We start from the raw sequence: 24,601 nt of genomic DNA on the forward strand, positions 1-24,601 counted from the left end.
GTTCTCACCCGGGTTCCCGGGTGAGAAAAATTCTCATTTTACCTTTTGCTGCAATTGGTTCCGTTTACGTACTTTTCAGATACACTTATCAGCCTGTTAAAAGGTTATGAGGCGTGAATGAGTCAGGCGAAAACCGGCATCCTGCTTGCCAATCTGGGAACCCCCGAAGCACCTACTCCAGCGGCGGTAAAACGCTACCTGCGACAATTTTTAAGCGATACGCGCGTTGTGGATACCCCACGCCTGCTGTGGTGGCCTTTGCTGCGCGGCGTGATTCTGCCGATCCGTTCGCCGCGCGTGGCAAAGCTCTATCAGTCCGTCTGGATGGAAGAGGGCTCACCGCTGATGGTCTACAGCCGTCGTCAGGAGAAGGCGCTGGCCGCCCGTCTGCCGGATATGCCGGTGGCGCTGGGCATGAGCTACGGCAAACCTTCCTTGAAAAGCGCCGTCGATGAACTGCTGGCGCAGGGCGTTGAGCACATTGTGGTGCTGACGCTCTATCCGCAGTATTCCTGCTCCACTGTGGCAGCCGTCTGGGATGAGCTGGCGCGCATTCTGGCAACCCGTCGTCGCATACCCGGCGTGACCTTTATTCGCGACTACGCGGATAACGAGCTCTATATCAACGCCCTTGCCAGCAGCGCCCGCGCGTCGTTTGAGAAACACGGCGAGCCGGATCTGCTGCTGCTCTCCTATCACGGCATCCCGCAGCGATTCGCCAACGAAGGGGACGACTATCCGCAGCGCTGCCGCGATACCACCCGTGAGCTGGTATCCGCCCTCGGCCTGCCGCCCGAGAAGGTGATGATGACCTTCCAGTCGCGCTTTGGCCGCGAGCCGTGGCTGACCCCTTATACCGATGAGACCCTCAAAATGCTGGGTGAGAAGGGGGTGAAGCATATCCAGGTGATGTCGCCGGGCTTTGCGTCAGACTGTCTGGAAACCCTGGAAGAGATCGCGGTGCAAAACCGGGAGTTCTTCCTCGAAGCGGGCGGGACGAAGTACGAGTATATTCCGGCCCTTAACGACAATCCTGAGCACATCGAGATGATGGCATCACTGGTGACCCGCAGCCGCTGATCGCACTCTGCGCCGGGTTTGTGCTACCATTCCCGGCCCATCCGTCACTCATAGCTCAGAACATGAAATTTCCCGGTAAACGTAAATCCAAACACTACTTTCCCGTTAACGCCCGCGATCCGCTGCTGCAGCAAATTCAGCCGGAAAATGAGTCCAGTGCCGCCTGGGTGGTGGGTATCGACCAGACGCTGGTGGATATTGAAGCAAAAGTGGACGATGCGTTTGTCGAACGTTACGGCCTGAGCGCCGGGCACTCTCTGGTGATTGAAGACGATGTAGCGGAAGCGCTCTATCAGGAGCTGGTGCGGGATAACCTGATCACCCATCAGTTTGCCGGGGGGACCATCGGCAACACCATGCACAACTACTCCGTGCTGGCGGACGACCGCTCCGTGCTGCTGGGCGTGATGTGCAGCAATGTCGAAATCGGCAGTTACGCCTACCGTTATCTCTGCAACACCTCCAGCCGGACCGATCTGAACTACCTCCAGGGCGTGGACGGGGCGATTGGCCGCTGTTTTACGCTGATCGGTGAATCCGGCGAGCGGACCTTCGCCATCAGCCCTGGCCATATGAACCAGCTGCGCGCCGACAGCATTCCTGAAGAGGTGATCGCCGGGGCATCGGCACTGGTGCTGACCTCCTATCTGGTGCGCTGCAAGCCCGGTGAGCCGATGCCGGAAGCGACCATGAAGGCCGTGGAATACGCGAAGAAATACAACGTGCCGGTGGTCCTTACCCTGGGCACCAAATTTGTCATCGCCGATAACCCGGAGTGGTGGCAGGCGTTCCTGAAGGAGCACGTCTCGATTCTGGCGATGAACGAAGAAGAGGCCGAAGCCCTGACCGGGGAGAGCGATCCGCTGCTGGCATCCGATAAAGCGCTGGACTGGGTCGATCTGGTGCTCTGCACCGCCGGGCCGGTAGGATTGTATATGGCTGGCTTCACCGAAGAAGAGGCAAAACGCAAGACCCAGCATCCGCTGTTGCCGGGGGCGATTGCCGAGTTCAACCAGTTTGAATTCAGCCGCGCCATGCGCCATAAGGACTGCGTAAATCCGCTGCGTATCTTCTCGCATATCGCCCCGTACATGGGTGGCCCGGAGAAGATCATGAACACCAACGGCGCAGGCGACGGCGCGCTGGCGGCGCTGCTGCACGATATCACTGCCAACGCGTTCCACCGTACCAACGTGCCGAACTCCAGCAAACACAAGTTTAACTGGCTGACCTATTCGTCGCTGGCGCAGGTATGTAAGTACGCAAACCGCGTGAGTTATCAGGTGTTGAACCAGCACTCACCGCGCTTAACGCGCGGCCTGCCGGAGCGGGAAGACAGTCTGGAAGAGTCCTACTGGGACAGATAAGTCCATTCCCCGGCAGCGCTGCGCTTGCCGGGGCGACGTCCAGGCCTGCTAAGCGAAGCGCCAGCAGGCTTTTTTTTTACCCCATCACCGGCGCCTTATCCAGCAGCGCCAGCATCGTATTGGCAATTTCACGCTCACCCATCACCACCTGATTCGCGCCACGCTCGGTGATGTAATCCACCTCGTCGTCGTAATGGGCGCGGGCAATAATTTCAATATCCGGACACTTTTCGCGCGCCGAGGCGACAATCTCACCCGCTTCATAGCCGTTGGGAATGGTCAGCAGCAGCCAGCGCGCGCAGTCCAGATGCGCCAGATTCATGATCTCTTCGTTCGCCGCATTCCCCAGCACCGCCCGGATCCCGCGTGCGCGCAACTCATCCACGCGGGTACGGGAGTTTTCAATCACCACCAGCGGAATGCCCTGGGCCATCAGCTTCTCACCCAGCAGGCTGCCGACGCGGCCAAAACCCACCAGCAGGGCGTGGTTACAGATATCCACCGGGATCTGCTTCTCATCCTCAATGGCCTCTTCCAGCGTCTGATCGTCCAGGATTTCGGTTTTATCGAGGTATTTTTCCAGCAGCGCGAACAGTATCGGGTTCAGCATAATTGAGAGGATCGCCCCCGCCAGCACCAGGTTTTGCCCGGCCTGCGGCAGCAGATCCAGCGCCATGCCCAGCCCGGCGAGAATAAAGGCAAATTCACCAATCTGGGCGAGACTGGCGGCAATAGTCAGCGCGGTACGCGGCGAGTGGCCGAACATGCGCACCAGGAAGAAAGCGGCGAGTGACTTACCGAAGATAATGATGGCCAGCGTGCCGAGCACCGCCAGCGGCTGTTCAATGAGGATCATCGGATTGAACAGCATCCCTACCGAGACGAAGAACAGCACTGCAAAGGCGTCGCGCAGGGGCAGGGTATCGTGGGCGGCACGGTGGCTCAGCTCCGATTCGTTCAGCACCATACCGGCAAAGAAAGCCCCCAGCGCGAAGGAGACGTCGAACAGCTCCACGGCCCCGAACGCAATACCCAACGCCAGCGCCAGCACCGAGAGGGTGAACAGTTCACGCGAGCCGGTCGCTGCGCTACGGGCGAGGATCCACGGCACCAGGCGGCGGCCCACCAGCATCATAATGGCAATAAACGCCACTACCTTACCGATGGTAATACTCATATCGAGCGCCAGCGAGGCTAAACCGACATTCTCTTTTTCCAGCATGCCGGCGATGGCAGGCAGCAGCACCAGGGTTAAGACCATCACCAGATCTTCAACAATCAGCCAGCCGATGGCGATCTGCCCCCGCTGGCTGTCAATCAGCTGTCTCTCTTCAAGCGCGCGCAGCAGTACCACGGTACTGGCGGTAGAAAGACAGAGCCCAAACACGATGCCGGTCATCAGCGGCCAGCCCAGCACCGCGGAAAGCGCCATACCCAACAACGTCGCCACGGCTATCTGGGCGATCGCGCCGGGAATGGCGATGGACTTTACCGCCATCAAATCCTTCAGGGAGAAATGCAAACCCACACCGAACATCAGCAGGATCACGCCAAGCTCTGCCAGCTCCGGGGCGAGTTTCGTATCAGCAACAAAACCTGGGGTAAAAGGTCCGGCTAACACGCCCGCCAATAAATAGCCCACCAGAGGGGAAATACGCAGTTTGTTGGCAATCATGCCGAGAATAAAAGCGAGTACAAGTCCACCAACAATGGTGGTGATAAGCGGTGTGGCGTGGTGCATTCCGTCTCCTTTCGTTGCTGTATGACGCCATTTTTGGTCGGGAAACCAAAAAGCTGTGTAATAGTTTATGACAAAATTAATGATTACGTTTATGAATAATCATTGAATTTTGGTAAAAACAGCAATAAAGGAGAAACGGAAGCCTGGGCGGGGAATTTTCAGAAGGAAAGTAAAGAAAGGCTGATGGTATAAGGAGAGGGCGCGGCCAAACCGGAAGATTGACCGCCAATAAATCAGGCGTTATGCCGGTTATCAGGCAGGAATATAGTCAACATCCCGAGAAGCGGCAGGAAAGCGCAGATTTTGTAGACCAGGAAGATGCTGGTATGGTCTGCAATCAAGCCTAATACCGCTGCACCAAGGCCACCCATGCCAAAAGCAAAACCAAAAAACAGCCCGGAAACCATGCCGATACGCCCCGGAAGCAGCTCCTGGGCATAGACCAGAATGGCAGAAAACGCAGAGGCGAGGATAAAACCAATGATCACGGTTAAAATACCCGTCCACCACAGGGTTGCGTAGGGCAAAATAAGCGTGAAGGGCGCAACGCCAAGGATAGAGCCCCAAATCACATATTTACGCCCGATTTTGTCACCCAATGGCCCACCAATAACGGTTCCGGCGGCAACGGCAAACAGGAAGGCGAAGAGATGAAACTGGGCGTTTTGTACCGATAATCCGAATTTTTCCATCAGGTAAAAGGTGTAATAGCTGCTGATGCTCGCCATATAGAAATATTTGGAGAAAATCAGCATCAGCAGAATGCTGACCGCCAGAATAACCTTGTTACGGGGAAGGGGATTGATAACCGGCGCTTTTGGTTTGCCCTTATTAACCCGGTGCTGGGCGGCGTACCAGCGGCTGATTTGCGCCAGCACCACAATCGCCAGCAGCGCAGCCAGCACAAACCAGGCCACGTTTCCTTTTCCATAGGGGGCAATAATTACCGCCGCCAACAGCGGGCCGAGGGAGCTGCCGAAGTTACCGCCCACCTGGAACAGCGACTGCGCCAGCCCGTGACGGCCACCGGAGGCCATACGTGCCACGCGGGACGACTCCGGGTGAAATACCGACGAGCCGGTGCCCACCAGCGCGGCGGCCACCAGTACCCCTTCAAAGCTCCCGGCCATCGCCAGCAGGATCAGGCCGCTCAGGGTAAAGCACATACCAATGGGCAGCGACCACGGCATCGGGTATTTGTCCGTCCAGTAGCCCACCACCGGTTGTAGCAGCGACGACGCCAGCTGGAAGGTGAGGGTGATCATGCCGATCTGCACGAAGGTAAGAGAGAACTCGGACTGCAATAAGGGGTAGATCGCCAGAATAAGCGACTGGATCATATCGTTCAGCAGATGCGAAAGACTGATTGCGCCAAGAATACCAAATGAGGTGCGAGCCTTAGCAGCCGACACCGGTGGAGTAGATTCACTGATTGCCATAAATACCACGTCGATTGTTATAGGAAGTGCAGGATGTAATTATTATCCGCCTAACATACCTGTCCCCGACATTTGAGGAAAGTCGCAATTCTGAAAACATATTTGTCTATTCTGATTACTCATTGTAATTTTTGCGTTTGTCTATGCATCAGGGAGTGAAGAAATGAAGTTAATGAAGCGAGGCGTCGCGCTGGCAATCATTGCGGCGTGTGGGCTGATCAGCCTGCCGGCCCAGGCCTGGGAAAAAGATAAAACCTATAACATCACCATCCTGCATACCAACGATCACCACGGCCACTTCTGGCGCAGCGAATATGGCGAATATGGCCTTTCGGCACAGAAAACGCTGGTGGATGGGATCCGTAAAGAGGTGGCGGCAAAAGGCGGCAGCGTGCTGCTCCTCTCCGGCGGCGACATTAATACCGGCGTGCCGGAATCAGATTTACAGGACGCGGAACCCGATTTTCGCGGCATGAATTTGATTGGCTACGATGCGATGGCCGTGGGCAACCATGAGTTTGATAATCCCATCGAAGTATTACGCCAGCAGGAGAAGTGGGCCAAATTTCCGTTCCTCTCCGCCAATATTTATCAGAAAAGCACCGGCGAACGCTTATTTAAACCCTGGGCCATTTTCAAACGCCAGGATATTAAAATTGCGGTGGTGGGGCTGACCACCGACGACACGGCGAAAATTGGCAACCCGGAATATTTCACCGATATCGAATTCCGTAAGCCGGCTGACGAAGCGAAGCTGGTGATCCAGGAGTTGCAGCAGAACGAAAAGCCGGACGTGATTATCGCCACTACCCATATGGGTCATTACGATAATGGCGAGCACGGCTCGAACGCGCCAGGGGATGTCGAGATGGCGCGTAGCCTGCCGGCGGGCTCCCTGGCGATGATCGTGGGGGGGCACTCCCAGGATCCGGTCTGCATGGCCTCGGAAAATAAAAAGCAGGTGGACTATGTGCCAGGCACGCCGTGCGCGCCCGATAAGCAGAACGGGATCTGGATTGTGCAGGCGCACGAGTGGGGCAAATATGTGGGCCGGGCCGATTTCGAATTCCGTAACGGCGAGATGAAGCTGGTTCACTACCAGCTCATCCCGGTCAACCTGAAGAAGAAGGTGACCTACGATAATGGCCAGAGCGAGCGCGTTCTCTATACGCCAGAAATTGCGGAAAACCCACAGATGCTCTCCCTGCTGACGCCGTTCCAGAATAAAGGTAAAGCGCAGCTGGATGTGAAGATCGGTACGCTCAATGGCAGACTGGAAGGCGATCGCAGCAAGGTGCGCTTCGTGCAGACCAATATGGGCCATCTGATCCTGGCCGCCCAGATGGCGCGCACCAATGCCGATTTTGCGGTGATGAGCGGCGGCGGCATCCGCGACTCCATTGAGGGCGGCGATATCACCTATAAAGATGTCCTCAAGGTGCAGCCGTTCGGCAACGTGCTGGTCTATGTCGATATGAGCGGTAAAGAGGTTACCGACTATCTCACCGCGGTGGCGCAGATGAAACCGGACTCCGGTGCCTATCCGCAGTTTGCCAACGTGAGCTTTGTGGCGAAAGGTGGGGTGCTCAACGACCTGAAGATCAAGGGTGAACCGGTTGATCCGGCGAAAACCTACCGTATGGCGACCCTGAGCTTCAACGCCACCGGCGGCGATGGTTATCCGCATATCGACGACAAACCAGGCTATGTGAATACCGGCTTTATTGATGCCGAGGTGCTGAAGCAATACATCCAGCAGAACTCACCGCTGGATGTAAATGCCTATGAACCGCAGGGTGAAGTGAGCTGGCAGTAAGCGCCGTCAGTGCCGGGTGGCGGCTTCGCCTTACCCGGCCTACGGTTTTAACGGTTTTTGGGTTTTGTAGGCCGGGTAAGCGCAGCGCCACCCGGCGTTTTTTTAATCCCGACGCGCGATATCCGCAAACTGCGCATCCAGCATTTTCGCCAGATCGCTCGCCGCCAGCTCAATATCCATCCCGCGCTTGCCGCCGGAAATATAGATCGTCTCAAACGCCTGTGAAGGTGCATCAATCAGCGTCGGCAGGCGCTTCTTCTGCCCCAGCGGGCTAATTCCCCCCACCAGATACCCCGTGGTGCGTTGCGCCACCATCGGGTCGGCCATATCCACCTTTTTGGCGCCCAGCGCTTTGGCCACTTTCTTCAGATCCAGCTGACTGGCAACCGGCGTCACCGCCACGGCGAGGTGTTTCATATCGCCATTCACCGCGACCAGCAACGTTTTATAGACCTGATCCGCATTCAGACCCAGTTTACGCACCACTTCATCACCAAAATTGGTTTCAGCCGGATCGTGGTCATAGCTGTGGATCCGAAACGGAATCTTGTTTTTTTCGAGTAATTTAACGGCGGGAGTCATAGCAATCCTTCTTGGCCCGGACAATAAACGCCTTAAGAATACGCCTCAAAAGCGGCTAAAAAATAGCACCATCTTGCGCAATAGTGTTGGCAGTGATGGTCACTTTGAGCGACAATCTGCTGAACCGGAGGTCTCCTCCGGCATAATAACAATGATGAAATTCCTCTTTGACGGGCCAATAGAAATATTGGCCACTTTTTTATCTCAGCAGCGACGGCAAATTCCCCTCGCCGTACAGATGCAACGCCCCCACCGCCACCACATACCGCCCAGCCGGCAACGCGTGCAGCTTTTCGCACCACGCCTGATTACGCTCATGCATCAGCACATCATACAGCGACTCGCTGAAGGTCGCCGGAAGCGCCAGCTTGTCGACGACAGGGGGGGAATCCAGCCACCAGCTCACCATGGTTTGCAGCAGGCGGGCATTGGTGTGCCAGTGAGTCAGGGTATCTTCCAGCAGCAGCAAACCGTCGTCTGGCATCTGGCGCAGCAGGGCGATCTGGCTGGCCGCCCCTTCCAGCTCAATGACCGGTAGGTTCTGCGTGCGCGCGGCATTCAGCAATTGGTAATCGATGCCGTAATCTCCCCGCAGCCCTAACCGCTGCGCCTGGGTAGCCTGCAACACCATAGCGATCTGCCACAGCGGCTGGCTCTCAAGCTGATTAAGCGATAATCCAAGCTCCCCGGCGACCCGTTGCAGTTCCGTAAGCTGGGTCGGGCTGATACGCTCCGCCAGCGGAGGCGGGATCGCAAGTCCTGCGAAGGGCGACTCATCCCCGGAGATATCCGCTTCGACGATCAGCGCGTCGGCATGATGCAAGCGGGTAACCAGGCCATCGGGCAGGGGAGACATATCCCGCGTACCCATATGGATACTGCCGACCAGATGCAGATGCTGTCCGCCGGGAAGGGTGATATCAAGACCAGGCCAGCGATAGCGGCGGGGGAAGAGGGCGCGAAACGATGCTTTCAGACGTTGAAACAGACCCATACGCGCTCCCTGATGAAAAATTCATGCTAGCGCGTGGGGAGGAGTGGCGCAAGACGTCCTTGTCCTGCGACCACCTCAGGCTTTAGGTTTAAAGCGCAACAGGCGGTTGGCGTTGCTGACCACGGTAATAGAGGAGAGGGCCATGGCGGCACCCGCCACTACCGGGTTCAGCAGCGTGCCGGTCAGCGGCCATAAGATCCCGGCGGCGACAGGAATACCGAAGGCGTTGTAGATAAAGGCCCCCAGCAAATTCTGCTTCATGTTGCGCAGCGTCGCTTTCGAGATGGCGAGCGCGTCGGCCACGCCGGTCAGACTGTGGCGCATCAGGGTTATCGCCGCCGTTTCGATAGCGACATCGCTGCCGCCGCCCATGGCAATTCCGACATCGGCCTGTGCCAGCGCCGGGGCATCGTTGATGCCGTCGCCAACCATCGCCACCCGGCGCCCCTGCTTCTGCAGTTTGATAATCGCCTCCGCCTTGCCATCCGGCAGGACGCCCGCAATCACCTCATCAATGCCAGCTTCCCTGGCGATAGCCTGTGCGGTAGTGGCGTTATCGCCGGTCAACATCACCAGACGATAACCCTCCCGGTGCAGGCGTTGCAGTGCGGTCACGCTGTCTGCGCGCAGCGGATCGCGGATGGCAAACAGCGCCGCGGCCCGCCCGTCAATCGCCAGCAACACCGGCGTTGCGCCCCTGGTGGCCCAGGTGTGCAGATGTTCATCCAGCGCGCTGGTATCAATGCCATTTTCCGCAAGCAGCGCCTGATTACCGAGCAGCAGGGTGCGGTTGTCCACCTCGCCGCTGACGCCAAGGCCACGCAGGGTGCGGAAGTTATCTACCTGGGCGAGCGCGCGCTCCGCTTTATCCAGAATCGCCCGCGCCAGCGGGTGGCTGGAGCCCTGCTCAAGTGCGCCTGCCAGATTGAGGGCGGCAGCTTCGTCGATCCCACCCAGGGTATGGACGGCAACCACCTGCGGTTTACCTTCGGTCAGGGTGCCGGTTTTATCAAAGACCAGCGTATCCAGAGTGCTGGCGCGTTGCAGGGCGTCGGCGTCGCGCACCAGCACGCCCGACTCCGCGGCACGTCCGACGCCGGAGATAATCGACATCGGCGTCGCCAGCCCCAGGGCGCAAGGGCAGGCGATAATCAGCACCGTGGTGGCGATCACCAGGGTGTAAACAATCTGCGGCGCGGGGCCAAAAAAGTACCAGATAGCGGCGCTGAACAGGGCGATACCCACCACCACCGGCACGAAAATGGCAGAGATTTTATCCGCCAGCTTGCCGATCTCCGGTTTGCTGCTCTGGGCCTGGCGCACCATCCGAATAATGCGCGACAGCGTGGTGTGACTGCCGACGGCGCTGGCGCGGAACAGCACGCTGCCATCCTGCACGACAGTACCGGCATGAACGCTCTCCCCGTCGCTTTTCTGCTGCGGTACCGGCTCGCCGGTGAGCATCGCCTCGTCAAACCAGGCTTCGCCCTGGGTGATCTCCCCGTCCACCGGGACGCGATCCCCGGTGGTCAGGCGCAGGATCATGCCTGCTTCAACCTCTGCCAGCGGCACGCTTTGTTCGCCGCTCTCCGTTACCACCCGGGCGGTGGGCGGTGTTAAATCGAGTAATCTTTCCAGCGCTTTCGACGAACGCTGCCGGGCCCGCGCCTCCAGCATATGGCCTAAGTTGATCAGGCCGATGATCATGGCGCTGGCTTCATAGTAGAGATGGCGCGCTTCCATCGGGAACCACTGTGGCCAGAGGTTTACGCTCATCGAGTAGAGCCACGCCGCGCCGGTACCCAGCGCCACCAGCGTGTCCATGGTGGCGGTGCGGTTTTTCAGGCTCTTCCAGGCGCTGGTATAAAAGTGGCCGCCGGCGACGATCATCACGCCGAGGGTGAGCACGCCGATCGCCAGCCACAGCGTGCGGTTATCGTCGGTGACCATCATGTTGTCGCCGAGCATACCCCAGCCCATCACCGGGATACCTACCAGCAGGGCGACAATCGCCTGCCAGCGAAAACGTTTCATGGTGGCGATGGCCGTCTCCTGCTGGCGCGCCCGCCGTTCGATGTCATCCTCAATCGCTTCGGCGCCGTAGCCCGCTTTCTCAACGGCCTGCACTAAATCAGCGGCGGAAGCACTGCCCATCACCAGCGCAGTGCGTTCCGCCAGATTGACCCGTGCCTGTGCCACACCCGGAACCGCCTGCAGGGCATCCTGCACCCGGGTGACGCAGCTGGCGCAGCTCATGCCGTTGATCAACAGCTGTTGGCTGTCATCACTGTCGTGAGCTGCCGGAAGCTCAGAGGGGTCCGCTGTCAGTGCTTCCGACGGAGTTGTTGACGCTGTCAGCGGATCAGCCTTTGGGTGGCTTAACGCCGCACCGTACCCGGCCTGTTTGATGGTGTCGATCAGGGCATCGGCGCTGGCGCTGCCGGTAACGACCGCGTGCTCGATGGTCACCTCTGCATGCTCAACGTCCGGGCGTTGCTCCAGACTCTCTTTAACGCGTTTGACACAGTGGCCGCAGGAGAGGCCGTCCAGTGTCAGATCGATGGTTTGAGACATAATTAGCTCCTTATAAATCTCCAGCCAGATATTGACCGGAGAGACACTTTCATCTAACTGTTATCAAGGTTAAACCTTCCATCAAGGGGAAGGTCAAGGGGGAAACGTGAATATCAGTGATGTTGCCAAAAAAACTGGCTTAACCAGCAAAGCGATTCGTTTTTACGAAGAGAAAGGGCTGGTGACACCGCCGCTGCGCAGTGAGAACGGCTACCGGAGCTATACGCAAAAGCACCTTGATGAACTCACGCTGCTGCGCCAGGCGCGTCAGGTAGGGTTCAATCTGGATGAGTGCGGGGATCTGGTGACGCTGTTTAACGATCCTGCCCGCCACAGCGCCGATGTAAAAAGCCGGACGCTGGATAAGGTGGCTGAAATTGAGCGGCATATTGTAGAGCTACAGGCGATGCGCGATCGGCTGCTGGCCCTGGCCGAGAGCTGCCCGGGGGATGAGAGCGCCGACTGCCCGATCATCGATAATCTCTCCGGCTGCTGTCACCGTAAGGTGAAGGCTTAACGCCGGGCCGGGTTGAGCATAAACACCACCGTCCCGCGATACCAGGGAGATTTTTGCAGTTGCGCTTCGGCCTGCACATCCCGCTGGCCGTTTTGTACCAGCCCGAGCTTGAAGGGAATGCGCAGCCGGGCAAGCGCGGGTAGATAGGCCTGATAATTGTCTACCGTGTGGCGGCCCTGATAGCTCTGGATCACCAGCTCATCCACTGCCAGGCTATTCAGCGTGGCGACATCGCCGGTTTTCGCCCAGTCCAGTAGCCCGGTCACCCCCAGCGCAAACTCCGGCGGCAGCTGCTGGCGAAGTGTACGCAAAAAGCGCGCGTAGTCTGCCAGCTGGTGGGTAGCGGCATCAAAATCGATCTGTAACCCCACGACCTGATTCCCTGCGGCCTGCCAGCGCTGCATCAGGCGGACAATTCTCGGCACGATGGTCGGCGGCACCTCCAGGGTGGTAAAGCGCACGGTCAGCCAGATGGAGGGAAAGGCCAGGCGACTGACCGGCAGGCCGAGGCGCTGAAACACCACCTCATCGGGCTGGGCCAGCACTTCGCCCTGATGGAGATAGACCGTTTGCGCCTCTTTCAGTGCGTCGCTGGCCTTCACCCCTGACCAGAGCCAGAAGGCCGGATGCTCGTGGGCGGTAACGATTTCTGCCGCCTGCGCCTCTCCGGCCAGCAGCGCGGCTACCAGTAGTATTTGAGTTTTTGCGCCCACGGACTGCCCGGATACTGCGTTTTTAACTGCGAGAACCAGCCTTTGCGCTGGGCTTTGTCCACATCGGTTCCGCCACATTCGTTATAGCCGGACGGGGCGTAGCACATGATGGCCCGATAGAGCGCATAGCTCTTATCTTCATGTTCTGCCTTTGGTGAGGTGATGACCTGCTGGTAGTAAGCCTGTCTGTCGAACTGCCCGTAGGGTTCTTTGAGGTGGATGGCCGCCTCCAGCAGACCGTTGCCCGCACTCTCTTTCCACAGATCGACATGGGTATTGGTTGTGCGGAAAAACTCGCCCAGACAGTTCAGGGCATGGGCATCTGCGGCGTTCTGGCTGAGCACCTGCACCGTTTGGTCCAGGCTTCGACAGACGTAACCGGCTTCGGCGGCATCGCCGTTCCAGTCAAATACGCTCAGGTTAACATCGTCAAACGCTTTGCCAATGACTGGCGAGGTTATCGCGCTGGCGAGCTTTCTGTCATTTAACCAGTCGCTAAAGCGGTTCTCCGTTAAATCGCGCACCAGCAGGGTATGCAGCGCAATGGTCCGCTCTTCATTGTTGGGTCCCTGACTGGCCTGCTGACGTAACCGCTCAGGCGAGGCTACCGCTTTCAGCACCCGGGAGCGATAACGCAGGCTGGTGATGGCGCTATCCGCGGCAAAGATCGCCTCTGGATTACCGCTATAGACCAGGGTGGCCGCCAGTCTGGACTGCACGTACTGCTGCTGTTCAGCATCCTGGCTGAGTTTCAGCAGCTTAAGCCAGAAATCACGCACCTCAGGCCACTGCTTTTGCGCCATCAGCGCGTCGCCGTACAGTACCTGCTCGCTGAAGGCGACAATGTCGTGCGCCGGGAGTCTTTCTGCCGGTTTAACGGCCTGAAGGATGGCGGCAGGGTTATTCGTCGCCTGCCACAGGTTCAACTGTAAATTGCGCCACAGCGCCAGTTTGCCGCTCTGTTCAAACGCCGGTTTGCTGCTGTTGAGATCGTCCTGCGTCAGGGTCGGTTTCTCGTCGCTGTTCAGGCGAAGGGCGCGCAGCAGTTCGATATAGCTGACCTGCGGCGCGTCGGGGAAGGCTTCCCGCACGGCACGACCGTAGAACTGCATGCCGTAGACATTATCGTATTCGGTCACCAGGCCGCGCAGCGTCTCAGCATTCTCAGCCTGCTGGAACCGCTGCTCGTACAGCCCTGCCAGCTGCGGCCACGCCTGCAGATACCAGTTGATGCGGCGCAGCATACCGCGCGCAGAATCGGCGTAACGCCCCTCCGGCCAGCGCTGGAGGTAGGCCTGGGCCGCTTTCTGCGCCTGTTCAGCGGCCGGACGGTCGATGCGGTCGATATCAAAATCGCCATACTCTCCGGTGCTGTTCTGGCTGCTTTTGTTCAGCGCCGTGCGCATCAGCATATAGCCCGCGGTCTCTGCCAGCCACGGACGATCGCTGTCGACAAGCGAGGTAAACGCCCGTTCCGCCTCCTCGTAATCTCCGGCATAAAAACGGGCCGCCCCGGTCAGATAAGTTTGATACAGCAGGGCAGAAGAGTGGGCAGGAAGGGTCGTCAGGGAGGCGGAGATCTGCTCATCGGTTGCGCCGGAGTAAAGCCCCAGACGCGCCTGCCCCAGGACATGGCGCTGCTCCGCCGTCAGCGCGTCGTCGGCCAGCAGCGCGGCAAAAAACTGGCTGAGGCTCTCGGCACTGTTCGAGACGAAGCGGTTTTCCTGCTCGCTGTCCTGCCGGGTGTCGACGGCCCCGAGCTGCAATGCGGCCAGCTGCTGATTGAGAAGGCTCTCTTCAGCGGGTTTGTCCGCGGCTGGGGTGACCGGATCTTCCGGGTCATCCCACTCCGGGTGGTAAGCAAAATAGAAATCCCGGGAGCGGGTGATATCCACAGGCATCGACTGCACGGGCAGGGCAAAGGATTTGGCTTCGCTCAGCAGGCGCAGCAGGTTATCGCGGGAGTCGTTACCGGGCGTCAGCACCGGGTCGCCTTTCAGCAGACAATGCTCATCGCTCCAGTTGCAGTCTTCCATATCAAATGAGGCAAATGCCGGAGCGGCGCTCGCCAGTAAGGCGCTAACGCTGAGTGCCAGCGTTGTCTTCCTGACCATCATGCTATTCCTGTTCTTATCGGGAAAGGGCCCGGACGCGAAGGGTAATACCCTCTACGGCCACCACCTCAACTTTGGTGCCGACGCCTAAATCCTCGTCGGCAATAACCGGCCACGAACTGTCGCCGACACGCATATGACCGCGCCCGTTAACCAGGGCGGTGTCCAGGGTAAACTGCATCCCCACCAGCTGTTTTCCTCGCTGGTTGAGCCGGGCATCGGCGGGCTTCTGGGCGCGCACCTGCCTTGAGAGCCAGCGCCACCAGAGCCAGGCGGCAATCAGGGTCAGCAGGGCAAACAGCACCCCCTGCCATGCCCAGTCGAACGGTAAGATCCACACCAGCAGCCCGGTGATAACGGCCGCCACGCCGCTCCACAGCAGATAGCCGTTGCCGCCGAGCATCTCTGCCGCCAGCAGCAGGCCGCCGAGGCTAAGCCAGAAAACGTGCGGATGTGCAGCAATCATCTCGATCATCATTTGCGCTCGTTGCCGCTGTTTTTAATCAGTTCCGCGATCCCGCCGATCGAACCCATCAGGCTGCTGGCATCCAGCGGCATCATCACCACCTTGCTGTTATCCGCCGAGCCTATAGCCTGCAGCGCCTCGGTGTACTTCTGCGCCACAAAGTAGTTAACCGCCTGGATATCCCCGGCTGCGATAGCTTCCGAAACCATTTTCGTGGCGCGGGCTTCAGCTTCCGCCGAACGTTCACGGGCTTCAGCCTGTAAGAAGGCCGACTGGCGTTCGCCTTCAGCTTTCAGGATCTGCGACTGTTTTTCCCCTTCAGCCTTCAGGATCTCCGCCTGACGTACCCCCTCGGCCTCCAGAATGTAGGCGCGCTTGGTTCGCTCGGCCTTCATCTGGGCGTTCATGGAGGTGATCAACTCTGCTGGCGGGCGCACGTCGCGGATCTCAATACGCGTAACTTTAATACCCCAGGGGTTGGTGGCTTCATCGACGATGTGCAGCAGGCGGGTATTGATGCTGTCGCGCTGGGAGAGCATTTCGTCCAGCTCCATTGAACCCAGCACGGTTCGAATATTCGTCATCGTGAGATTTATGATGGCTAACTCAAGGTTGCTGACCTCGTAAGCCGCTTTCGGCGCGTCAATCACCTGAATAAAGCAGACCGCATCGATGGTGACATTGGCGTTATCCCGGGAGATAACCTCCTGAGACGGAATATCGAGGACCTGCTCCATCATATTGATTTTGCGGCCAATGCGGTCCATAAACGGCACGACCAGGCTTAAGCCCGGCTGCAGCGTCGTGGTATATCGACCAAAACGTTCCACCGTCCACTGGTAGCCCTGCGGAACGATTTTGACGCCGGCGGCGACGATCACCAGCGCCACGAAGATTAAAATAGGGATGACGATGAACATGTAAAACCTCCTGTTTTGTATTCCATGTTGCGATTAAAACTGTTCGTTTGTTGCGCATAAGTATACCGGCAAACAGGGGTAAATTCCCGCCAAATCAACGAGCCGGGCTGGATTCAGACAGAAAAAAGCCCCGCTAAAAATAGCAGGGCAACGCGTGTTTTCCGTTATCAGAGAAGATCAGGCGCTGGAGGGAGTGTAAGAGAAGTCAGCGATATACTGTTCGCCCGCGTCAACGATCGCCCGCGACAGTCCCGCATAATATTTTTCCAGGCCCATCGCTTCTATCTGCTGCAGCTGCTCGCGCACCGGGGCACAGAACAGACCGGCGTTACCCGCTTCGACGCGCTTATTATTCGGTGGCAGATCGCCGGTGATCGCTTTAAACCAGGTGCGGATACCCTGTTTAAGGTTATTTGGCGCTTTCGACAGATCGTCGATCCCCGTCAGCACCTGCAGGGTCGGGAAGCGATCTTCCGCCACGGCGCTTTTCAGGCGGTCAAAGAACTGGCTGAACAGTTCAAAGGAGCCCAGTTCGATAATTTTCGGTTTTGTGGTTTTACCGTTTTTATTGCCGATTTTGCTTGCTGCAGGCGTGCTGGACGGCACGATACCTGTCTTATGCAAGTCTAAACCAAACAGCAGATTGCAGTGGGCACGGCGCTCTTTCAGCGGGTAAGACATCAGCACATCGATAAACGTCGTCGCCATCACACCCGACAGCTTATGGTTGATCAGCCACTGCGAGCGAGAGAAATCGGCCGGGGAGACAAACCAGTGCGGAACCTCGTTGTAACGCTTCGACTTACCTTTGCCATCAAATTCAATGAAATGCGTGCCGTTGTCGAAAGCAAATTTGCAGTTTTTAAAGCTGACGATGGTGGTGTTGACGATCAGCGCTTTTTTGACGAAATCAACGACTTCCGGTCCAATAACGAAGCTGGTCTCTGCCGATGAGTGGATGACTTGCATTAATGTTTCTACATCAGGAACACCCGGCTTGAGAGAGGTGAACTCATAAAAGATATGTGCCATGCCGCATACTTCCTATAGTTATTAGCGTGCCCTTTTCATAACGAAAAAGTTTAACATCATCCTGATAAAGCTGGCTAATGGCAGCGTGTGTGGGCGTTTTGCCACGATCACAAATGGAAGATAAACGTTACTCCAGACGGGCTATTCGTTCAGAAACGTGGACATAGGGAAGGCTATATTTTACATCGTTAAAGTCTGGTTAACATTTTCTCAAAATTAAACATCAGGAAGACTAAACAAACGCTATCGGCAGAGATAAAAAAGCCGCCATAACGGCGGCTGACAGAGTGTTCGTGGCGGCACTGACCGGCCAGCTGGCAGAATCAGTACAGCAGAGCGTAAAGTTTACGGCGATAGGTCGAAGCCAGTGAATCACCCGTCCCGAGGGCGGCCAGAATTTCCTGGAACATTTTGCGCGCCTGGCCGTCTGCCGCAGCCAGATCCTTTTTAAGATGGCTGAACAGCAGTTCCAGCGCCTCTTCGTTACGACCTACCTGATGCAGCTGCAGCGCCAGCTGGCTCGCCAGTACCGCGTCGTCAGGGTTGTCGGCAACCTGCTGTTGCAGCTGCTGGATTTCCGGCGTATCCGCCGCCTGCTTCAGCAGTTCAATTTGCGCCACCAGCCCCTGGTAGCGGGTATCCTGATCCTGCAATGGGATCGTTTTGAGCACCACTTCGGCCTCTTCAGAACGCTTTAAGATAATCAGCGTTTCCGCCAGCAGCAGGCCGATTTCACTATTCTGACCGGAGAGCTGCCACGCCTCTTTCAACAGCGGCAGGGCTTCGTCATGTTTGCCTTCGGCCATCAACGCTGCCGCCTGCTGCGCTTTCAGCTCCTCTTCGCGCGGCAGCACTTTATCCAGCAGGGCGCGGATCGCCTCTTCCGGCTGCGGGCCCTGGAAGCCATCCACCGGCTGACCGTTCTGGAACAGATAAACCGTAGGAATGGCGCGCAGGCCAAACTGGGAGGCAATCATCTGCTCGGCGTCGCAGTCCAGCTTCGCCAGGATAAACTGACCGTTGTACTGGGCTGCCAGCTTCTCGAGCACCGGCGTCAGCTCCAGACAGTGCTGACTACGTTCAGACCAGAAGTAGAACAGCACCGGTTTGGTCATCGACTGTTCAAGGGTCTGGTGCAGGTTGGCTTCGGTAATGTTGACAATATTCTGTACGGACATGCGGCTATCCCAATTATGAGTTTCTGTTTACATGGGGGCGTGGCGCGAGGCTTCAACTCAACCCTGTAAAAATTTGTCCATCATCCGGCCAGGCAGCAGGCGCTTCAGCAGGCCGACGGCATGGGTCACCAGCGTGACCGGATAACGCAGCTTGGGGTTTTTGCTCTCAAAAGCATGGCGCACTTTGGCGACCACCGCCTCCGGCCCCAGGGTAAAACGGGCGGCGATACCGGGGTTTTCCACCGGCTTGTCGGCCTGGGTTTGATTGACATTGTCGGTAAAGCGGGTGCGGATAGGGCCCGGTTCAATCAGGCTCACCTTAATGCCGCTGTGGCGAAGCTCCATGCGCAGGGCATCAGACCAGGCTTCCAGCGCATATTTGCTGGCGGCGTAAGCCCCGCGGCCCGGAGTAGAGATAAGCCCCATCACCGAGGAGGTCATCACAATCCGGCCTTCGCCATGCGGCAGCATGGCCGGCAGCAGGCGCATGGTCAGCTGATGAACGCCAAAAAAGTTGGCGGAGAATTGCGCTTCAAGCTGCTGGCGGGTAACGCTCTGCAGCGGGCCGTAAACGCCGAAACCGGCATTATTAAACAGCCCGTACAGACGATTGCCGGTCAGGGCGATCACCTCATCGGCGGCGCGCTCAATGCTGTCGGTACAATCCAGATCCAGCTGTACGCCGGTTAAACCCATGCCGTTCATCCGTTCAACGTCTTCCGGTTTACGGCAGGCGGCCAGCACCCAGAACCCCTGACGCTTCAGCTCAAGGGCGCTTTCCAGGCCAATGCCACTGGAACATCCTGTAATTAAGACCGATTTTTGCATAACTTTACCTGTCAGGATCTCCGTTGAATTACGAGTCATGTTTAACTAATGGAGCCAACCGGGTTGCCATCCAGTCGGCGATAAACGGCTGGGCGTCCCGATTGGGGTGAATACCGTCGTCCTGCATCCACTGCGGTTTCAGGTAAACCTCTTCCATAAAAAAGGGCAGCAGCGGAATATCGAACTCTTTAGCAAGCTTCGGATATATCGCGCTAAAGGCTTCATTATACCGACGACCATAGTTGGCAGGCAGTCGAATTTGCATCAGCAACGGCTGGGCGTTCGCGGCGCGGATATCCTGCAGAATTTTGCGCAGGGTTTGCTCGGTCTGCTGTGGCTGGAAACCGCGCAGGCCGTCATTGCCGCCAAGCTCCACCAGCACCCAGCGCGGCTGGTGCTGTTTCAGCAGGGCCGGCAGACGGGAGAGACCTTGCTGGGAGGTGTCCCCGCTAATGCTGCCGTTAACAACCGACGTTTTGCTCTGCCATTTATCATTCAGCAGCGCAGGCCAGGCGGCACTGGCCGCCATCCGGTAGCCAGCGCTCAGACTGTCACCCAGAATTAATAGCGTGTCCGCAGCCGCGGCGCGAAATGAGAACAGCATCAAAAACAGGAAGGGCAAATGCCAGCGGAAAACATTGTTGAAGTTCATCATCTTAAGAAGTCCGTGGGTCAGGGTGAGCACGAGCTTTCCATCCTCACCGGAGTTGAACTCATTGTCAAACGCGGGCAGAGCATCGCCCTGATTGGAGAATCGGGCTCCGGCAAATCCACGCTGCTGGCGATCCTCGCCGGTCTGGATGACGGCAGCAGCGGTGAGGTCAACCTGGTCGGGCAACCCTTGCATAAGCTCGATGAAGAGGCGCGCGCCGCCCTGCGGGCAAAGCACATTGGCTTTGTGTTCCAGTCATTTATGTTGATTCCAACCCTTAACGCGCTGGAGAACGTCGAGCTGCCGGGGCTGCTGCGCGGTGAGAACACCACCCAGAGCCGGGAGAGCGCCAGCGCGCTGCTGCAACAGCTGGGGCTGGGGAAACGCCTCGATCACCTTCCGGCGCAGCTCTCCGGCGGCGAGCAGCAGCGCGTAGCGCTGGCCAGGGCGTTTAACGGTCGCCCGGATGTGCTGTTTGCCGACGAACCCACCGGTAACCTCGATCGCCAGACCGGAGACAAAATTGCCGATCTGCTCTTTTCGCTGAACCGTGAACACGGCACGACGCTGATCCTCGTCACCCACGATCCGCAGCTGGCCGCCCGCTGCGATCGCCGCCTGCGCCTGGTCAATGGCGAACTGCAGGAGGATGCATGATTGCCCGCTGGTTCTGGCGCGAATGGCGCTCCCCTTCGCTGCTGATTGTCTGGCTGGCGCTAAGCCTGGCGGTGGCCTGCGTACTGGCGCTCGGCAGCGTCAGCGATCGGATGGAAAAGGGACTCAGCCAGCAAAGCCGTGAGTTTATGGCCGGCGACCGGACGCTGCGCAGCTCCCGCGAAGTGCCGCAGGCGTGGATTGAGGAGGCGAGAAAGCAGGGGCTGAAGGTCAGCGAGCAGATCGGTTTCCAGACCATGACCTTTGCCGCCGGGACGCCGCAGCTGGCGAGCGTGAAGGCGGTCGATGATATCTATCCGCTCTACGGCGAGCTTCAGACCAACCCGCCGGGGCTGAAGCCTGCGCCGGGCACGGTGCTGCTGGCGTCGCGTCTGATGGCGCTGCTGAATTTAAAAACCGGCGACAGCATTGATGTCGGCGATGCCACCCTGAAAATCGCCGGGGAGGTGGTGCAGGAGCCGGACGCCGGATTCAATCCGTTTCAGATGGCGCCGCGTCTGCTGATGAACACCGCAGATGTCGCCAAAACCGCGGCGGTACAGCCCGGCAGCCGCGTCACCTGGCGCTTTAAGTTTGGCGGCACGCCCGCGCAACTGGAACGTTACGAAAAATGGCTCCTGCCGCAGCTGAAGCCGGAGCACCGCTGGTCCGGGATGGAGCAGGAGGAGGGCGCACTCGGCAAATCGCTGGAGCGTTCCCAGCAATTCCTGCTGCTCTCGGCGCTGCTCACGCTGCTGCTGGCGGTGGCGGCGGTGGCAGTCGCCATGGGCCACTACTGCCGCAGCCGCTACGATCTGGTGGCGATCCTCAAAACGTTGGGGGCGGGCAGGGCGCAGCTGCGCAAACTGATTATCGGTCAGTGGCTGATGGTGCTGACGCTCTCGGCTGTCACCGGCGGGATGATGGGGCTACTGTTTGAAAAAGTGCTGATGGTACTCCTCAAGCCGGTGCTGCCCGTCGCGCTGCCCCCTGCCAGCCTCTGGCCGTGGCTCTGGGCGATCGGGGCGATGACCGTCATTTCGCTGCTGGTGGGGCTGCGTCCTTACCGCCTGCTGCTCGCGACACAGCCCCTGCGCGTTCTGCGTCGCGACGTGGTGGCCAGCGTCTGGCCGCTGAAATATTACATTCCGGCTATCGTGGCGGTGGTGGTGATGCTCCTCGCCTGGCTGATGGGCGGGAGCATGCTGCTGTGGGCCGTGCTGGCTGGCGCCGTCGTGCTGGCGTTGCTCTGCGGTGTGCTGGGCTGGATGCTGCTCAGTGTGCTGAAAGGGCTCACGGTAAAATCGCTGCCGGTGCGTCTGGCGGTGAATCGCCTGCTGCGCCAGCCGTGGTCGACCCTCAGCCAGCTGTCGGCATTTTCGCTCTCGTTCATGCTGCTGGCATTGTTGCTGGTGCTGCGCGGCGATCTGCTGGATCGCTGGCAACAGCAGCTTCCACCAGAAAGCCCGAACTACTTTTTGATCAACATTGCCCCGGAGCAGGTAACGCCCCTGAAAGCGTTTCTCGCTGAACACCAGATTATCCCGGAGTCTTACTACCCCATTGTGCGGGCGCGCCTGACCCAGATTAACGGGCAGTCCACCGAGGGCAATAAAGATGAATCCCTCAACCGGGAGCTGAACCTCACCTGGCAGGATAAGCGCCCGGATCATAATCCGATCACCGCCGGCAGCTGGCCGCCGAAAGCGGGGGAGGTATCGATGGAGGAGGGGCTGGCGAAACGCCTCAACGTCGCGCTGGGCGATACGGTGACCTTTACCGGCGATACCCAGGATTTCAGCGCGAAAGTGACCAGCCTGCGCAAGGTCGACTGGGAGAGTCTGCGGCCTAACTTCTTCTTTATCTTCCCCCCCGGGGCGCTGGACGGGCAGCCCCAGAGCTGGCTGACCAGCTTCCGCTGGGAGAATGGCAACGGCATGCTCACCCAGCTTAACCGCGAGTTCCCCACCATCAGCCTGCTGGATATCGGCGCGATCCTCAAACAGGTCGGGCAGGTGCTGGAGCAGGTGAGCCGGGCGCTGGAGGTGATGGTGGTGCTGGTGACCATCTGCGGCGTGCTGCTGCTGCTGGCCCAGGTGCAGGTCGGGATGCGCCAGCGTCATCAGGAGCTGGTGGTCTACCGTACTCTGGGGGCAGGTAAAAAGCTGCTGCGCACCACGCTGTGGAGCGAGTTCGCCCTGCTGGGGCTGGTGGCTGGCCTGGTGGCGGCCATTGGTGCCGAAACTGCGCTGGCGGTGCTGCAAACCCGGGTATTTGACTTCCCGTGGGAGCCAGACTGGCGGCTGTGGGCGATCCTGCCCCTGAGCGGTGCGGTGCTGCTTTCGCTGTGCGGCGGCTGGCTGGGGGCGCGTTTACTGAAAGGCAAAGCCCTGTTCCGCCAGTTCTCCGGTTAATTCCTTTCCTGAACTATCACGTGCCAGTTTTTATACTGGCACGTGATGACTAAGTAGCATAAAAAGATAAATCATTGAATTTTAGCGGCACAAAACATTAAAAACCGGGCAACACGGACAGATAAATCCTGGTTAATATTCACCTGCTAAATAAATGGCAGTGTGTTTAACAAGGAAAAACAGTGACTATAAATAAAAAAGCGCTGGCAGTGGCTATTGGCGCAGCAGTGGCATTGACCTCTTTTGCATCCCAGGCTGAAATCACCGTTCTTAAACAAGATCCGCAGGCGGGCAACCCGCTGAGCCGTCTGAACTTCACCGTTGGCGGCAGTATTCGTCCTCAGTTCCAGAACATGACCGGCGACGACGGCAAAAACAGCTATAAGCGTAATGGCTTTGACGGCGGTACCCGCTTCCGTTTCGCGGCGGATTACTACCTGTTTGATGACATCAGCTGGGTCAGCTACTACGAGCTGGGGGTGAACATTCCGGCGCAGTTTAACTGGGACAACCACCACGCCGACGGCGCGCACGACACCTCCCGCCGCATGCTCTACACCGGCCTGAAGAGCGACACCTGGGGCACCCTGACCTTTGGTCAGCAGAACAGCGTCTATTACGATGTGGTCGGCGCGAAAACCGATATCTGGGACTACGACATGATCGGCCAGGCGCCGGGTAATGGCATCAACGGTGACTACGACGGCTCTTACCGTTCACGCCAGATGCTGAAATACAAGAAAACCCTCGGCGATGCCGATCTCTACGCCTCTTACCTGTTCGAAGATAGCGAATATCTGCCGGGCAACGGCCTCCGTTACAAGCGTAAAGGCGGCGGTTCACTGGGTCTGGATTATCGTCTGACCACCGATCTGACCTGGGGCGCGGCCTGGAACTACACCCGCGCCGACATGCGTAACCCGGATAATGGCGACAGTAAAACCTGGGATCAGAACATCCTCGGTACCGCGCTGAGCTGGACGCCGGACAACTGGACCTTCTCCGCAGGCGGCGGCTGGTATCAGAACTTTATGACCAGCAAAAAAGTGTCGGTAAATGACTACTTCGCGGGTGATGCGTGGGGTATTGAGTACTTCGCCGGCTATAAATTCCCGATTGGTCAGTATGCGGTGAAATCGATCCAGCCTTACTTCATGGGTGACCGTATTGAGACCATGAATGGCCGCAACTACCAGCGCATCGACAACGGCGTGGGTGTCAGCTTCCAACTGGACTACGGCTTCCGCGTCGATTACGAGCACGTATTCACCTCCAGCACCGACGATCTGGGCGATATGAACCTGGTACGTTTGCGTTACGACTTCTGAGTCGTCTGTTCCCCGGTAGCGCGCAGCGATCCGGGGCTACGTGCGGTGCGGTTTGTTCCCCGGTAGCGCGCAGCGATCCGGGGCTACGTATGGTGCGGTTTGTTCCCCGGTAGCGCGCAGCGATCCGGGGCTACGTATGGTGCGGTTTGTTCCCCGGTGGCGCTGCGCTTACCGGGGCTACATGTGGTGCGG

Annotated in this window: 20 protein-coding genes; 7 read left to right on the plus strand and 13 right to left on the minus strand. The window is 58.3% G+C overall.

Annotation, left to right across the window (positions count from 1 at the left end):
* Positions 1 to 117 precede the first annotated feature (117 nt).
* Together hemH and B3X29_RS14365 are read left to right on the plus strand one after the other, a co-directional pair.
* Entirely contained in the window at positions 118 to 1,080 is a 963-nt protein-coding gene (gene hemH / locus B3X29_RS14360) for a ferrochelatase (RefSeq protein WP_103178515.1), read from the plus strand.
* Between the two features lie 62 nt (positions 1,081 to 1,142).
* Positions 1,143 to 2,447, plus strand: a complete 1,305-nt coding sequence (locus B3X29_RS14365) for an inosine/guanosine kinase (protein ID WP_103178516.1) — start codon at positions 1,143 to 1,145, stop codon at positions 2,445 to 2,447.
* A 76-nt stretch (positions 2,448 to 2,523) separates the two neighbouring features.
* Here B3X29_RS14365 and ybaL read toward each other — a convergent pair whose 3' ends face one another.
* Positions 2,524 to 4,188, minus strand: coding sequence for a YbaL family putative K(+) efflux transporter (gene ybaL / locus B3X29_RS14370; RefSeq protein ID WP_103178517.1), 1,665 nt, complete (start codon positions 4,186 to 4,188; stop codon positions 2,524 to 2,526).
* 233 nt (positions 4,189 to 4,421) lie between these two features.
* On the minus strand, positions 4,422 to 5,627 hold the full coding sequence (locus tag B3X29_RS14375) for an MFS transporter (RefSeq protein ID WP_159339724.1): 1,206 nt from the start codon (positions 5,625 to 5,627) through the stop codon (positions 4,422 to 4,424).
* Positions 5,628 to 5,790: 163 nt separating this feature from the next.
* Between B3X29_RS14375 and ushA the strand changes: the two genes are divergently transcribed.
* Positions 5,791 to 7,443: a bifunctional UDP-sugar hydrolase/5'-nucleotidase UshA gene (gene ushA, locus B3X29_RS14380; protein ID WP_103178519.1), complete on the plus strand. Its 1,653-nt coding sequence runs from the start codon at positions 5,791 to 5,793 to the stop codon at positions 7,441 to 7,443.
* Positions 7,444 to 7,545: 102 nt separating this feature from the next.
* Here the strand turns inward: ushA and ybaK are convergent, their stop codons facing one another.
* The 3 genes from ybaK to copA form a co-directional block, all read right to left on the minus strand.
* Positions 7,546 to 8,025: a Cys-tRNA(Pro)/Cys-tRNA(Cys) deacylase YbaK gene (gene ybaK / locus B3X29_RS14385; protein ID WP_103178520.1), complete on the minus strand. Its 480-nt coding sequence runs from the start codon at positions 8,023 to 8,025 to the stop codon at positions 7,546 to 7,548.
* A 199-nt stretch (positions 8,026 to 8,224) separates the two neighbouring features.
* Entirely contained in the window at positions 8,225 to 9,019 is a 795-nt protein-coding gene (locus B3X29_RS14390; RefSeq protein ID WP_103178521.1) for a TraB/GumN family protein, read from the minus strand.
* A 75-nt stretch (positions 9,020 to 9,094) separates the two neighbouring features.
* Entirely contained in the window at positions 9,095 to 11,593 is a 2,499-nt protein-coding gene (gene copA / locus B3X29_RS14395) for a copper-exporting P-type ATPase CopA (protein ID WP_159339725.1), read from the minus strand.
* Positions 11,594 to 11,699: 106 nt separating this feature from the next.
* Between copA and cueR the strand changes: the two genes are divergently transcribed.
* A complete protein-coding gene (gene cueR, locus B3X29_RS14400; RefSeq protein ID WP_103824084.1) occupies positions 11,700 to 12,110 on the plus strand; it encodes a Cu(I)-responsive transcriptional regulator in 411 nt (136 codons plus the stop codon).
* Here cueR and B3X29_RS14405 read toward each other — a convergent pair.
* The 8 genes from B3X29_RS14405 to tesA form a co-directional block, all read right to left on the minus strand.
* A complete protein-coding gene (locus B3X29_RS14405; protein WP_103178524.1) occupies positions 12,107 to 12,823 on the minus strand; it encodes a DUF3142 domain-containing protein in 717 nt (238 codons plus the stop codon). The two genes, cueR and B3X29_RS14405, sit on opposite strands and share 4 nt — an antisense overlap.
* Positions 12,793 to 14,937, minus strand: coding sequence for a hypothetical protein (locus tag B3X29_RS14410; RefSeq protein WP_159339775.1), 2,145 nt, complete (start codon positions 14,935 to 14,937; stop codon positions 12,793 to 12,795). Before B3X29_RS14410 ends, B3X29_RS14405 begins: the two co-directional genes overlap by 31 nt.
* A 16-nt stretch (positions 14,938 to 14,953) precedes the next feature.
* A complete protein-coding gene (locus tag B3X29_RS14415) occupies positions 14,954 to 15,412 on the minus strand; it encodes an NfeD family protein (RefSeq protein ID WP_159339776.1) in 459 nt (152 codons plus the stop codon).
* Complete coding sequence (locus B3X29_RS14420) at positions 15,412 to 16,323, minus strand: SPFH domain-containing protein (protein WP_103178526.1); 912 nt, start codon at positions 16,321 to 16,323, stop codon at positions 15,412 to 15,414. The genes B3X29_RS14415 and B3X29_RS14420 overlap by 1 nt, the downstream gene beginning before the upstream one ends.
* Positions 16,324 to 16,500: 177 nt before the next feature.
* Positions 16,501 to 17,355, minus strand: coding sequence for a hypothetical protein (locus B3X29_RS14425; RefSeq protein WP_290556453.1), 855 nt, complete (start codon positions 17,353 to 17,355; stop codon positions 16,501 to 16,503).
* Between the two features lie 323 nt (positions 17,356 to 17,678).
* The gene (locus B3X29_RS14430; RefSeq protein ID WP_159339727.1) at positions 17,679 to 18,533 is read right to left on the minus strand and encodes a co-chaperone YbbN; all 855 of its coding nucleotides are present in this window, start codon (positions 18,531 to 18,533) and stop codon (positions 17,679 to 17,681) included.
* Positions 18,534 to 18,590: 57 nt separating this feature from the next.
* Entirely contained in the window at positions 18,591 to 19,400 is an 810-nt protein-coding gene (locus tag B3X29_RS14435; protein WP_103178529.1) for an SDR family oxidoreductase, read from the minus strand.
* A complete protein-coding gene (gene tesA, locus B3X29_RS14440) occupies positions 19,390 to 20,013 on the minus strand; it encodes a multifunctional acyl-CoA thioesterase I/protease I/lysophospholipase L1 (RefSeq protein ID WP_103178530.1) in 624 nt (207 codons plus the stop codon). The genes B3X29_RS14435 and tesA overlap by 11 nt, the downstream gene beginning before the upstream one ends.
* Here tesA and ybbA point away from each other — a divergent pair.
* From ybbA to B3X29_RS14455, 3 genes are all read left to right on the plus strand, one after another.
* Entirely contained in the window at positions 19,984 to 20,670 is a 687-nt protein-coding gene (ybbA, locus tag B3X29_RS14445; protein WP_159339728.1) for a putative ABC transporter ATP-binding protein YbbA, read from the plus strand. The two genes, tesA and ybbA, sit on opposite strands and share 30 nt — an antisense overlap.
* Positions 20,667 to 23,081, plus strand: coding sequence for a putative ABC transporter permease subunit YbbP (gene ybbP, locus B3X29_RS14450; RefSeq protein ID WP_103178532.1), 2,415 nt, complete (start codon positions 20,667 to 20,669; stop codon positions 23,079 to 23,081). Before ybbA ends, ybbP begins: the two co-directional genes overlap by 4 nt.
* A 182-nt stretch (positions 23,082 to 23,263) precedes the next feature.
* Positions 23,264 to 24,409, plus strand: coding sequence for a porin (locus tag B3X29_RS14455; RefSeq protein ID WP_156654017.1), 1,146 nt, complete (start codon positions 23,264 to 23,266; stop codon positions 24,407 to 24,409).
* Positions 24,410 to 24,601 lie beyond the last annotated feature (192 nt).

It is taken from the genome of Leclercia sp. UBA5076, from assembly GCF_002416465.1.
Lineage (GTDB): Bacteria > Pseudomonadota > Gammaproteobacteria > Enterobacterales > Enterobacteriaceae > Enterobacter.

Excerpts from the sequence above, each read along its gene's own strand:
- hemH (WP_103178515.1), top strand. The coding sequence starts at position 118 with ATGAGTCAGGCGAAAACCGGCATCCTGCTTGCCAATCTGGGAACCCCC.
- B3X29_RS14365 (WP_103178516.1), top strand. The coding sequence starts at position 1,143 with ATGAAATTTCCCGGTAAACGTAAATCCAAACACTACTTTCCCGTTAAC.
- ybaL (WP_103178517.1), bottom strand. The coding sequence starts at position 4,188 with ATGCACCACGCCACACCGCTTATCACCACCATTGTTGGTGGACTTGTA.
- B3X29_RS14375 (WP_159339724.1), bottom strand. The coding sequence starts at position 5,627 with ATGGCAATCAGTGAATCTACTCCACCGGTGTCGGCTGCTAAGGCTCGC.
- ushA (WP_103178519.1), top strand. The coding sequence starts at position 5,791 with ATGAAGTTAATGAAGCGAGGCGTCGCGCTGGCAATCATTGCGGCGTGT.
- ybaK (WP_103178520.1), bottom strand. The coding sequence starts at position 8,025 with ATGACTCCCGCCGTTAAATTACTCGAAAAAAACAAGATTCCGTTTCGG.
- B3X29_RS14390 (WP_103178521.1), bottom strand. The coding sequence starts at position 9,019 with ATGGGTCTGTTTCAACGTCTGAAAGCATCGTTTCGCGCCCTCTTCCCC.
- copA (WP_159339725.1), bottom strand. The coding sequence starts at position 11,593 with ATGTCTCAAACCATCGATCTGACACTGGACGGCCTCTCCTGCGGCCAC.
- B3X29_RS14410 (WP_159339775.1), bottom strand. The coding sequence starts at position 14,937 with ATGGTCAGGAAGACAACGCTGGCACTCAGCGTTAGCGCCTTACTGGCG.
- B3X29_RS14415 (WP_159339776.1), bottom strand. The coding sequence starts at position 15,412 with ATGATCGAGATGATTGCTGCACATCCGCACGTTTTCTGGCTTAGCCTC.
- B3X29_RS14420 (WP_103178526.1), bottom strand. The coding sequence starts at position 16,323 with ATGTTCATCGTCATCCCTATTTTAATCTTCGTGGCGCTGGTGATCGTC.
- B3X29_RS14425 (WP_290556453.1), bottom strand. The coding sequence starts at position 17,355 with ATGGCACATATCTTTTATGAGTTCACCTCTCTCAAGCCGGGTGTTCCT.
- B3X29_RS14430 (WP_159339727.1), bottom strand. The coding sequence starts at position 18,533 with ATGTCCGTACAGAATATTGTCAACATTACCGAAGCCAACCTGCACCAG.
- B3X29_RS14435 (WP_103178529.1), bottom strand. The coding sequence starts at position 19,400 with ATGACTCGTAATTCAACGGAGATCCTGACAGGTAAAGTTATGCAAAAA.
- ybbA (WP_159339728.1), top strand. The coding sequence starts at position 19,984 with ATGCCAGCGGAAAACATTGTTGAAGTTCATCATCTTAAGAAGTCCGTG.
- tesA (WP_103178530.1), bottom strand. The coding sequence starts at position 20,013 with ATGAACTTCAACAATGTTTTCCGCTGGCATTTGCCCTTCCTGTTTTTG.
- ybbP (WP_103178532.1), top strand. The coding sequence starts at position 20,667 with ATGATTGCCCGCTGGTTCTGGCGCGAATGGCGCTCCCCTTCGCTGCTG.